The 10,653-nt window shown below is 47.3% G+C and carries 11 protein-coding genes and 1 riboswitch; of the genes, 4 read left to right on the top strand and 7 right to left on the bottom strand.

Annotated elements, in window-relative coordinates; genetic code table 11:
* Positions 1-155 precede the first annotated feature (155 nt).
* The 4 genes from KW93_RS03935 to KW93_RS03925 form a co-directional block, all read right to left on the bottom strand.
* Positions 156-2,309 carry a HAMP domain-containing sensor histidine kinase gene (locus KW93_RS03935; protein ID WP_033541668.1) on the bottom strand — a complete coding sequence of 718 codons (2,154 nt, stop codon included), beginning with the start codon at positions 2,307-2,309 and terminating at the stop codon, positions 156-158.
* A gap of 2 nt (positions 2,310-2,311) precedes the next feature.
* Positions 2,312-2,473 (bottom strand): hypothetical protein, encoded by a 162-nt coding sequence (locus tag KW93_RS17380; protein ID WP_161787024.1) that lies wholly within the window; start codon positions 2,471-2,473, stop codon positions 2,312-2,314.
* Positions 2,451-3,143, bottom strand: a complete 693-nt coding sequence (locus tag KW93_RS03930; RefSeq protein WP_033541667.1) for a response regulator transcription factor — start codon at positions 3,141-3,143, stop codon at positions 2,451-2,453. Before KW93_RS03930 ends, KW93_RS17380 begins: the two co-directional genes overlap by 23 nt.
* A gap of 79 nt (positions 3,144-3,222) precedes the next feature.
* The gene (locus tag KW93_RS03925) at positions 3,223-4,107 is read right to left on the bottom strand and encodes an EamA family transporter (protein WP_033541666.1); all 885 of its coding nucleotides are present in this window, start codon (positions 4,105-4,107) and stop codon (positions 3,223-3,225) included.
* 108 nt (positions 4,108-4,215) lie between these two features.
* On the opposite strand from KW93_RS03925, the gene KW93_RS03920 reads away from it, so the two are divergent.
* A complete protein-coding gene (locus KW93_RS03920) occupies positions 4,216-4,446 on the top strand; it encodes a helix-turn-helix domain-containing protein (protein WP_033541665.1) in 231 nt (76 codons plus the stop codon).
* A 50-nt stretch (positions 4,447-4,496) separates the two neighbouring features.
* Here KW93_RS03920 and metX read toward each other — a convergent pair whose 3' ends face one another.
* A complete protein-coding gene (gene metX / locus KW93_RS03915) occupies positions 4,497-5,510 on the bottom strand; it encodes a homoserine O-acetyltransferase MetX (protein WP_033541664.1) in 1,014 nt (337 codons plus the stop codon).
* Positions 5,511-5,521: 11 nt separating this feature from the next.
* A complete protein-coding gene (locus KW93_RS03910) occupies positions 5,522-6,811 on the bottom strand; it encodes an O-acetylhomoserine aminocarboxypropyltransferase/cysteine synthase family protein (protein ID WP_033541663.1) in 1,290 nt (429 codons plus the stop codon).
* A 106-nt stretch (positions 6,812-6,917) separates the two neighbouring features.
* Positions 6,918-7,033: riboswitch (SAM riboswitch) on the bottom strand.
* Between the two features lie 134 nt (positions 7,034-7,167).
* On the opposite strand from KW93_RS03910, the gene KW93_RS03900 reads away from it, so the two are divergent.
* Together KW93_RS03900 and pepT are read left to right on the top strand one after the other, a co-directional pair.
* The gene (locus KW93_RS03900; protein ID WP_033541670.1) at positions 7,168-7,809 is read left to right on the top strand and encodes a glycerol-3-phosphate acyltransferase; all 642 of its coding nucleotides are present in this window, start codon (positions 7,168-7,170) and stop codon (positions 7,807-7,809) included.
* A gap of 93 nt (positions 7,810-7,902) precedes the next feature.
* Positions 7,903-9,120 carry a peptidase T gene (gene pepT / locus KW93_RS03895; protein WP_033541661.1) on the top strand — a complete coding sequence of 406 codons (1,218 nt, stop codon included), beginning with the start codon at positions 7,903-7,905 and terminating at the stop codon, positions 9,118-9,120.
* 33 nt (positions 9,121-9,153) lie between these two features.
* Here the strand turns inward: pepT and KW93_RS03890 are convergent, their stop codons facing one another.
* Complete coding sequence (locus KW93_RS03890) at positions 9,154-10,173, bottom strand: STAS domain-containing protein (RefSeq protein ID WP_033541669.1); 1,020 nt, start codon at positions 10,171-10,173, stop codon at positions 9,154-9,156.
* 179 nt (positions 10,174-10,352) lie between these two features.
* On the opposite strand from KW93_RS03890, the gene KW93_RS03885 reads away from it, so the two are divergent.
* Positions 10,353-10,583 carry a hypothetical protein gene (locus KW93_RS03885; RefSeq protein ID WP_033541660.1) on the top strand — a complete coding sequence of 77 codons (231 nt, stop codon included), beginning with the start codon at positions 10,353-10,355 and terminating at the stop codon, positions 10,581-10,583.
* The last annotated feature ends 70 nt before the right edge of the window (positions 10,584-10,653 follow it).

Here is a 10,653-nt window from a genome sequence, read left to right as displayed (position 1 = left end):
GCAACGCCCTTTCATGTCTCGAAGCTAGCGAAGCAATGCAGAGACAAGAGCAGCCTTATGACCCGAGGAGCTGGGCCGCTGGAGTCTGGACACGGAGACACTCTTTTCAAATTTAAAAACGGCTGCGCCCATTTGGGCGCAGCCGGTTCTGTCAGTCAACTATTCGGAAGAGCAACTGTAACTTTAAACAAGTCACCGTCCACTTCAATTTTCATCGTCCCGCCGTGAAGATCAACAATTGACTGGGCAATTGCAAGTCCCAGACCGGATCCTTCCGTCTGCCGTGCCACATCTCCACGTTTGAAACGCTCAAACAATTCGTCCGTGTTTTCACCCAGTTCAAAACGGGTGACATTTTTCATAATGAACTCAGCTTGTCCATCTGTTTCTTTCAAATTTACGAAAACCCGTGTTCCAGGCAATGCATATTTGATGGCGTTTAAAATCAGATTATCCAATACGCGCCACCATTTTTGGCCATCAGCCATGATATAAACAGGCTGCTCCGGTGTGGAAATCCGGAAATCCAGGCCGGAAGAGGAAATGTCTTCCGCATGTTCGGCAAATGCCTGCGTCAGGAGTTGCGTAAAGTCGACACGCTGGCGGTGTAATTCCATATTGCCACTCGCCATCTTGGATACTTCAAAGAGATCTTCAATGAGTGTTTTGAGCCGCTGCGATTTGCGGTCCAGAATTTCCGCATATGCCAGACGGTCCTCATTCGACAGATCAGGTGTCTTCATCAAATCCGTATACGTAATGATGGAAGTCAGCGGAGTGCGCAGATCATGGCTCACATTCGTGATCAATTCCGTTTTGAGCCTTTCGCTTTTTGCCTGTTCCGACATCGATTGCCGGACACCTTCCTTCAACCGGTTCAGTTGGATGGCATGCTGTGCAATAGGGGATTTTCCACGGACAGGAATTTGTTCATTCAGGCTTCCGGCCGCGATCGCTTCGGTTCTGTCCATCAAAATATTCAAATAGCCAAAGCGACTGATCATGAGCAGCAACGAAGGCAGACCGATGAACAGGCTTGCCCCTATCCAGATAATTATCGCTTCAGGAACAACATACAACAGCGCAGTTCCTATACCCCAGAAGAAAACGACAATCAATAATACCAGCATCTGTACACCAACCGATTTTTTCAGAAAAGCGTAACGCGCCTGCAGCAGCATTCTTTGCAGGTAGCTGTTTCTGAAATCCTCTGCCAGCGTTTTTGTTTCTTTGTAATAGAAGAGAACCCAAATACCCTGAAGAATCAGCAAGGACAGAAACACTGCATTAAGCACCAGACTGCTTACAGTATTCCAGAAAAATGTGCCAAGACTGCCGTAATATACATGCTCCATCATACTGAGGGTATTCGCCAGTCCGAATGGCAGAGCGAATAACAAGGTCAAAGCCAAAAGCCCGAATTTCACCTCAAGCGGCCATTCTGTCCATTTACTGTAAAGAGGTGTTTTCAGAAGCGCGTTTCTTTCAAAGCGCAGTTTTGTCAACAGCAGCACAGCGCCGGCAATGGCCAAAGCCCCTAATATATAGAGTGTATTCTGTGTATAAAGATGCCCCATGATGTTTGCGCCTCTGTCACTGGCTGCAAGGAGGGCACGGTCGATTTGAACTGTTCCTGTGAATTCAGCATCAGATGCAGGCACCATCATTTCCGTTTGATTGTAATTGGTGTAGTAGAGCTCATCGTTGCCCGATCGAAGCGGGACCGCTTCTGTATATTTCTTCTCGAAATACGGCCGGCTGCTTAAGTCGCCTTTTGTGAAGTTCTCTCCGGTTTCCGTATTGGTCAGATCATAGACAAAATAAGGGAAGCGTGAATTGAAATCTCCTTCCTCATTTTTCAGGCCATTGATGGCAACCTGAACAGCCCGCTGTTTTTCTTCCTGTATTTTTTCCCGGACGGTTTCATCATCCGCGAAATTTTCGCGGATTGCATTAATTTTTTGGTTCCGTTCTTCGGTCAGGATTTCCACCAGGCTGCCATTGTCATTTCCCCGCGCTTCTTCGATATCGGGATTGTACTGGTCCTGTATGTTTTGAACCTGCTGCGCCAAAGTGCCATAACGTGTCCGGTATTCTTCGATTTCTGCCGCAGTAACTATATACTCCGTTTCCGCTTTTGGCGGATCCAGTTCCAGTACGACCAGCCGGTTAATATAGTTCCTGTACTCTTCCCGAAACTCAGAAGTCTCAAGATAAGTCTTGCCAAAAAATTTCGGGCCCAATTCCATTACACTGAAGATACCGATCAATACAATAGATGCTGTTATAAGCCAAAGCCATTTTTTCATTACTATAAGTCTCCTTTGGACATCGTTCGAAGTGATGCCAATAAATCTGCCGCAGGATCAGTAAATACGAGGTCCGCAAACGATGACAGGCAATAAAGAAAAGTCAGTAATGCGACAGTCACTGCGACCAGCGACCAGATATCATTTCTCGATTTTATACCCAATGCCCCACACCACCTTCAAATATCTCGGATTTTTCGGATCGGTTTCTATTTTTTCGCGTATCTTGCGGATATGCACCGCTACAATGTTTTCCGCGTTATACGCAGGCTCATTCCAGACCCTTTCGTAGATGTCACGGATCGAAAAGACGCGTCCCGCATTGACCATCAATAATTCAGTGATCTTAAACTCGATTGGCGTCAATTTGACGGATTCGCCGTGGAGCAGCACTTCTTTCGAATCCGACTCCAATACCAGACCGTCGATTTCAATACGCTGGGATTTGTCCTGGTATGTACCAAGACTGACGTAACGTCTAAGTTGAGATTTGACCCGTGCGACCAGTTCCATCGGATGGAACGGTTTGGTCACGTAATCATCCGCCCCAACTGACAGGCCGTGAATCTTATCCGAGTCTTCGGCTTTTGCGCTGAGCATGATGATCGGTATGTTCCGTTGCTCCCGGATTTTAAACGTTGCTGAAATCCCATCGAGCGTCGGCATCATGATATCCAGGATGATGACATGGACTTCATTGTTTTCCAGCAATTCAATCGCCCTTTGGCCATTTTCAGCCTTCAGCACGCGATAGCCTTCATTTTTCAGATAAATTTCGATGCCATCGCGGATATCCTGATCATCATCGGTCACCAGCACTGTAAATTGCGACATCTCATCACCTTCTTTCTGTTCTGTACTTATCATAGAGTTCAAATCTTAAGCGGATGCTAGGATAAAAATGAAGAAATTCTTAAGAAAGCTCATAATTCTCTTCAGCTTTTCTTTTGCCGCCCATTGTCAGGACCAAAATACCTCCAAGTAATAAAGCGATTCCCGCCCATGACAAAACGCTCAGCTCTTCACCGACAATCAGCACGCCAAGTATGGAGGCTGTCAGCGGTTCCGCCAGGGATAAAGTGACAGCGGCTGAAGACGGTATCTTCTTCAACCCCTTTGAGAACAGAATGTAGGCAAGACTGGTGGTTGCAATTCCAAGATATAAGATGATTCCAACGTTTTCAGGAATTCGGATATAGGAAATATCAAAAAAGAACAGAGAAGGCATCAGGAAAACAGCCGCAACAGAAAAAATGAGCGCCACCGCGGGCACTGCTTCCATGGAAGCGAGGACATTCTTACTCACAATCGCATAAAGCGCAAAAGCCAATCCTGCACCGAGTGCCATTGCGACTCCGAGCGAATTGACGTCGGCCGCCCCTTTATTTGCAAACAGGAGGATGCAGCCGATGATGGCCATAATGGTAGCCATTGTCCAAATACGATCCGGACGTTTTTTCAAAAACAGCCATTCGATCATCCCGGCAAGCACCGGTGCACTGCCAATCGCCACGACTGTTCCGATGGCAATGCCGGTCAATTGGACGGAAGAAAAAAACAACGGCTGAAACAATGCCATGCTGACAGCGGATAGAAACGCCGCTCTCCAGGGAATGCTGCGGAAAATGATGCTTTTGGTGACCAATGTAAAAAGCAGCAGCGAAAAACCGCCGATCATCAAACGGAATGCGCCAATTGTCAGTGGATGCGCTTCACCCGATATAAAGTTTTGGGCTGTGCCGGTCGTGCCCCAGAGCATCGCGGCCAGCAGCACCAATATGTAAGGAATGCCATTCATATTCAACACCTCTTATTGTCATTTATAGTAATTACCATACCATTATTCCAATCGTTTGAGATACCGTTCCCGAGCTATTATAATAAAAGAAAAAGAGGAGGCGATCTGATGTATATGACAGTCCCGGAAACTGCTTCTTTTTTGTCGATGCCGCAAGAGCAAGTTACCAGATATATACTGGAAGGGCGTATCAAAGCAGTGCACGATGGAGAACAATACATGGTCAATACCTCTCAATTCGAAACGCATTTCCAGCAATTGGAGCTGGCAAAACAGCAGCTGGAGGAATGGAAAGCGACACCAATTCCGGATGATGTGGACATTCAGGACGAAGATTGAATTGAACAAGAAAAAAGCATCCCCGGTGGGATGCTTTTTTCTTATTCACTTTATTTAGCAGTTTCAACTTGTGCTTCTTCTTGCAAAAACTGCCGGATAAACCCGCCCCATTTTTCGAACTCCACAAGAAAACCATCGTGCCCATAATCCGTCCCCACGATTTTCCATACAGCACACGGCTGACGTTCCAGCCACGGAATCATTTCTTCCGCCGGATACAGCAGATCATGAGTATATAGTAGAGAACAGATTGGCACACTTATCTGCCGATCTCCTAAATCATGGCTGTTCATGGCTTTCAATAGGATCAGGTAGCTGTTCGCATCGAAACGCTGTGCCAGCTTTTTCCCCTGATAATCCAGATACGACTCTATTTCAAAACTGTTCGCTTTTTCGGAACGCCCGAAACGTTCGTTGAACATTTTGCCGCTCCGGTAACTGATCATGCCTGCCATTCTCGCAAGATGAAAACCACGAAAGTCGGCGGAGCCCGTATAATGTCCATTTTGAAAATCAGGATCCCCTTCAATTGCCTGGATACCGAGGTGATTGAAGGCGAGCGCATAACTGCTGAAAGATGGCGTAACCGCAAGCGGCACGATCGATCGGGTGAAATCCGGATACAACGCTCCCCATTCGAGAGCCTTCATACCACCTAATGAGCCGCCAAGCACTGCTTGCACTCCATTTATCCCAAGCTTCAACAGCGCTTTGTACTCTGCACGCACCATATCTCTTATTGTCAGCAGCGGAAAATCGGAGCGATAGGGTGATCCGGTTTCGGGGTCGATGGACAACGGACCCGTCGAACCGTTGCAGCCGCCAAGCACATTAAAGGAAATTATTTGGAACATCTCCGTATCAACAACTTTTCCGGGACCAGCGAGGCCGCTCCACCAGCCCGGCCGCTCAGCGTTGCCGACAGCATATTGGTCGCCAGTCAGTGCATGGCAAATCAGTATCATCGGACCTTCCGGATTGCCGGAGCGTTCGTATGCCAGTTCAACCTGCCGCAGCACCGTTCCTGATTCCAGTTCCAAATCCCCAATGCCTACTGTCTGCATACCTTCCCCTCCTACGCCTCTTGAACTGCTGCCGCTTTTATTGCCTGTTCCAAATCAGCAATCAGATCTTCGGGATTTTCCAGCCCAACGGACAGACGAATCAATTCTTCAGTGACACCTGATTGTTTCAGCTCGTCAGCGCTTAATTGCTGATGGGTTGTCGATGCCGGATGGATGATCAGCGATTTTGCATCACCAACATTCGCCACATGCGACCATAAATTCGCGCTGTCGATTACTTTCCGTCCCGCTTCCCTTCCGCCTTTGATGCCGAAATTGACGATGGAACCGAATGTACCCTTCAAATATTTCTTAGCGAGCCCGTGGGATGGATGGTCTTCAAATCCGATATAGTTGACCCATTCCACCTCCGGATGATTCCGCAGATATTCGGCAATAATTGCCGCATTGCTGCTGTGTCTCGGCACCCGCAGATGCAATGTTTCCAGCCCTTGAAGAAATACGTGCGCACTGTCCGGGCTGAGCGATGGACCGAAATCGCGCAATAACTGAACGCGCAGCTTCGTTGCGAACGATGCACCTTCCGCATCGATGCCGTAGCGGATGCCGTGATAGGTAGCATCCGGCTCCGTGTAATTCGGGAAACGTTCATGGTTCCAATTGAATTTGCCGCCGTCGACCGCAATCCCGCCGATCGCAGTTCCGTGCCCTCCGATCCATTTGGTCGCGGAATGAATGACCACGTCTGCGCCGAATGCAATGGGATTGCTGCCGAAAGGTGAAGCAAATGTGTTGTCGATCAATAACGGAATATTGTATTCATGGGCAATCGCTGCCACCGCCTCGACATCAAAAACATGCAGACTTGGATTGCCGATCGTTTCGCCGAAGAACGCTTTTGTCTGGTCTGTTACAGCGGCACGGAAATTCTCCGGATCTGTGCCGTCCACAAATTTCACTTGGATGCCGTAGCGCGGCAACGTATTCGCAAAAAGATTATAAGTGCCGCCGTAAAGATTGCTGTCGGCGATCACTTCATCACCCGCTTCCGCGATATTGAGAATTGAAAATGCGATGGCCGCCATCCCGGATGACAATGCAACAGCTGCCGTTCCGCCTTCCAGCAATGCGACACGCTGTTCAAACACATCGACCGTCGGATTCATGATGCGGGAATAGATGTTTCCGGATTCCTTTAAACCGAACAAATTCTGTGCGTGTTCCGTATCCCGGAATACATAGGAAGTGGTTTTATGGATCGGCACGGCTCTTGATCCTGTTACCGGATCCGGCTGCTGTCCACCATGCAATAAAAGAGTTTCTGCTTTGAAATTTGTCATTTTTCATTCCTCCACTTGGTTTGTTAGATGGGTCTTAAAGAAGATGAGGGAATAGAAAAAAGCCCCCTTCATCAAAGAAGAGGGCCGCAATATACGGAGTTTCCTCCTCTCATCTGCCAGACTGTTGATCCAGTCTGTAGGAATTAGCACCTTTCCAAGCTGGGTTGCTTGGTGGTTGCCGGGCATCGCAGGGCCTATTCCCTCCGCCACTCTTGATAAGAGTATTCAGATTCAGTTTTCCATCTTGTTGAAGAGTATAAATAATGATAGTATATTTTGTCAAGGAGAGTGTCGGATTATTTCGAAAATTTTTCTCCATCCATTTGTTCCATTCAGAAAGAAAGGCAGGTTCAATGATGATTCTCTGGATAGTTTCAGCACTTATTTTTGGTTATTTGATCGGCTGCATGCACGGTTCAGTCGTTGCGCAATTGATATCCGGCACCAACATCAAATCGGCAGGAGTCAAAAATTCAGGGGCGTCGAATGCGGCAATCGTCCTGGGATGGAAATACGGTGCCCTCGTCGCGTTCATTGACATCTTTAAAGGTTTTGCCGCAATCATGGCGATGAGCTTGCTTTTGGGCGGCAGCAGTCTGCCCGAAGAAACGGTGTGGACGCTTCTTTTCCTGATTGCTGCCGGAGTGGTGCTCGGCCATAACTTTCCATTTTACATGAAGTTCAATGGCGGAAAAGGGACCGCAGCCGTTATCGGAGTCATGATCGCACTTGACTGGAAACTTGGACTGCTCGGGCTGGCACTGCTCATCGCCCTCGCGCTTGCCACGGATTATCTGGTGATCGGCGTTCTTGCCCTTTATGCGACGTTCGTTCTGATTGCGTTTTGGCCTGCCGATGGTTTATGGCCCTATATTATCGCCTTTGCACTCCTATTAATGGCGTTATGGAAACACCTGGAGAACATCCACCGGATAAGAAATGGCTCTGAAAATAAAGTGTCCTCTGTGCTGCGGAAAAAAGCCGCTGATCCTCATTGAAAATCAGCGGCTTTTCTCTACTGCATAAATTTCCTGTATTTATTTTATTCGTGGTAAAATATAGCCAGTACATACTTCAGGAGGTCTTTATTGATGATTGAAACCTTAATCGAACGCTTGACCCGCTATGCAAAAATCGATACACAGTCCAATTTTGAAAACGGTGACACCCCGTCCACTCCAGGACAATGGGATTTGCTGCGTGAACTGGAAAAGGAAATGAACGCTATCGGCCTTGAAGAAGTGGAAATGGATGCACACGGCTACCTTTTCGGGACTCTGCCTGCCACTTCAGAAAAAGAACTTCCTGTAATCGGCTTTCTGGCGCATGTTGATACAGCAACCGATTTTACCGGCAAAAACGTCAATCCGCAGCGCGTCGACAATTACGACGGAAAAGATATTCCCCTGAATGATTCGGTGACGATAAAAGTAAAAGATTTTCCCGATTTGCAGCATTATACCGGCCATACGCTGATCACGACAGACGGCACCACTCTTCTCGGCGCAGACAATAAAGCCGGAGTTGCGGAAATTATGACCGCCATGGAATACCTTATCCAGCACCCGGAAATCGAGCACGGAAAAATCCGTGTCGCTTTTACGCCGGATGAGGAAATCGGACGCGGGCCGCATAAATTCGATGTGGAGCGCTTCGGTGCAGATTATGCCTATACAATGGACGGCGGCCCTCTTGGAGAGCTTCAATTTGAAAGCTTTAATGCAGCTGCCGGAAAATTGACTGTACAGGGAAAAAGCGTTCACCCCGGTTCTGCCAAAGATAAAATGGTCAATGCATCGACCATCGCCATCCAGTTCCAAAACGCCATGCCTGCAGACCAAGTACCTGAAAAAACAGAAGGCTATGAAGGTTTTATTCACCTGAACAGCTTTAAAGGCGACGTCGAACAGGCGGTACTAAGCTATATCATCCGCGATTTCGACAAAGAGAAATTCGAAGCGAAAAAAGCGCATATGAAAGCAACTGCCGAGAAACTGCAGGAGCAATACGGACCCGGAGTAATTACACTTGAACTGAATGATCAATATTACAATATGAAAGAAAAAATCGAACCGGTCATGGAAATCGTCGATGCTGCAGAAAATGCCATGAAGACACTCGGCATCGAACCCCGGATCGTTCCGGTACGGGGCGGAACGGATGGTTCCCAGCTTTCGTATATGGGCATGCCGACACCGAATATCTTTACCGGCGGCGAGAACTATCACGGCAAATACGAATTCATTTCCGCAGAAAACATGGAAAAAGCAACACAGATCATCATTGAAATTGTTAAGACCGTTAAATAAGAAAGCGCCCTGATTCGTTTCAGGGCGCTTTTTCTATAGGATTGTCCGACCATTCTGCGCAAGTGCATAATGGATGCCGTGCTGCAGGGTCTGGAAGCAATTGAAATTCGAAATATCAATGCCGCTCTCCGTGATCACCATACTCATTTTCGGAGAAATGCCCACCAGAATCGTTTGGGTTCCGATGATGCCTGCCGTCGCCCCTAGTTTTTCAATCAGCGAAGCCGCCTGGTTCGTAAAGTTATTGTTAAGGCCTGTCAGATCCAGCACTAAATACTCCGCATGGTATTTGGGCAAGTTCTGAAGCGTCTTAATCAATAATTCATCGGCACGCTCTTCATCATAAGTGCCGAGCAGCGGGACCACCACAATTCCTTCGAGCACCGGAATGATAGGTGATGACAGCTCTTTTACAAGCATCGTCAATTCGCTTGTCTTTTCCTCCACCAGATTTTCAAGCTGCCGGATTTGCCGTGCTTCATTCAAACGCGCCAACCGGTGAATATTTTCTTCAACGGTCTCTTCAGAAGGGAAATAGCGGATGACGCTATGGTCATAGCCTTCTAACTGATATTGGTCAACCGCATACCAGATATTTCTTCCGAGAAGCTTCGTAAAAATCCCGGCGTAATGCGCAGGAAGGAATCTTCCGCCTGTTTTCTTATTTTGCGCGACATTGATTTTATATTCCCAGCTGTTTTTCAGGTGAACCTCCAAAGTTCCCTCTTCATTATCCAGATTACGGATGTCAGCAACACCCCACCCTGCTGAGGCATATGTATTTGTAATCAGCCTTGCCGCTTCCGCTGCATCGACATTTTCCATCTCTGAAAAATACTCGCCAACGACAATCCCCTGGCGATAACCCGTCGTTTCCAGGACAACAGCTGCTGCGTCTTCCCCTGCAATTTCTTCAATCGAATCAAAAAACATTTTCATTGCGGAAGCCGTCCAGAAAAGAACCGCATCCTGGCCTTCAAACAGGAACCTCCCGTTGTCCATGTCCCATTCGAAACTTAATCCTCCTACATTTATGGAATGTTCAATAGTCATCAAAAAAACCCCTTCCATTCATTGACTCCATTTTACCATAGTCATAAAGAGATCTCGGAGGAATACGCTTTTTTTTCAATCAGGCAGAACATTCAGCTCTTGAAATAAAACACTGCATGTTTCAAGATACGGGAATGAAGGAATAGAAAGTTAAAACCATTCGAAAGAGGTGTTCCACAATGTCTGATAAAAAACATTTTACTGAAGATGACCGCGAAGAAAGAAAAGGCGCGTCGATGGACAATCCTGAACAGTATAAAACGGATAAAGAATCATTGACTGAAATGCACGAAGAAGAAATGAACGTGGATACAATTCCATTGGAAGATCTAAAGCAGGAACAGCAGGAAGAAAAAAATCCGCGCGACACGAAAAGCAACTCGTCGAGCGAAGAAAAATTTCCCGACTGATCACAATCCGTCACAAAACTGTCTGACACTGTCAGGCAGTTTTTTTGTGTCCAGACTCCAGCGGCCCAGC

The sequence above is a fragment of the Planococcus sp. CAU13 genome (assembly GCF_000775575.1).
GTDB lineage: Bacteria > Bacillota > Bacilli > Bacillales_A > Planococcaceae > Planococcus.
This window is presented reverse-complemented; position numbering and strand designations above follow the sequence as displayed.

What these genes read in the sequence shown, in the direction of transcription:
- KW93_RS03935 (WP_033541668.1), bottom strand. Translation starts at nt 2,309, where the DNA reads ATGAAAAAATGGCTTTGGCTTATAACAGCATCTATTGTATTGATCGGT.
- KW93_RS03930 (WP_033541667.1), bottom strand. Translation starts at nt 3,143, where the DNA reads ATGTCGCAATTTACAGTGCTGGTGACCGATGATGATCAGGATATCCGC.
- KW93_RS03925 (WP_033541666.1), bottom strand. Translation starts at nt 4,107, where the DNA reads ATGAATGGCATTCCTTACATATTGGTGCTGCTGGCCGCGATGCTCTGG.
- KW93_RS03920 (WP_033541665.1), top strand. Translation starts at nt 4,216, where the DNA reads ATGTATATGACAGTCCCGGAAACTGCTTCTTTTTTGTCGATGCCGCAA.
- metX (WP_033541664.1), bottom strand. Translation starts at nt 5,510, where the DNA reads ATGCAGACAGTAGGCATTGGGGATTTGGAACTGGAATCAGGAACGGTG.
- KW93_RS03910 (WP_033541663.1), bottom strand. Translation starts at nt 6,811, where the DNA reads ATGACAAATTTCAAAGCAGAAACTCTTTTATTGCATGGTGGACAGCAG.
- KW93_RS03900 (WP_033541670.1), top strand. Translation starts at nt 7,168, where the DNA reads ATGATTCTCTGGATAGTTTCAGCACTTATTTTTGGTTATTTGATCGGC.
- pepT (WP_033541661.1), top strand. Translation starts at nt 7,903, where the DNA reads ATGATTGAAACCTTAATCGAACGCTTGACCCGCTATGCAAAAATCGAT.
- KW93_RS03890 (WP_033541669.1), bottom strand. Translation starts at nt 10,173, where the DNA reads ATGACTATTGAACATTCCATAAATGTAGGAGGATTAAGTTTCGAATGG.
- KW93_RS03885 (WP_033541660.1), top strand. Translation starts at nt 10,353, where the DNA reads ATGTCTGATAAAAAACATTTTACTGAAGATGACCGCGAAGAAAGAAAA.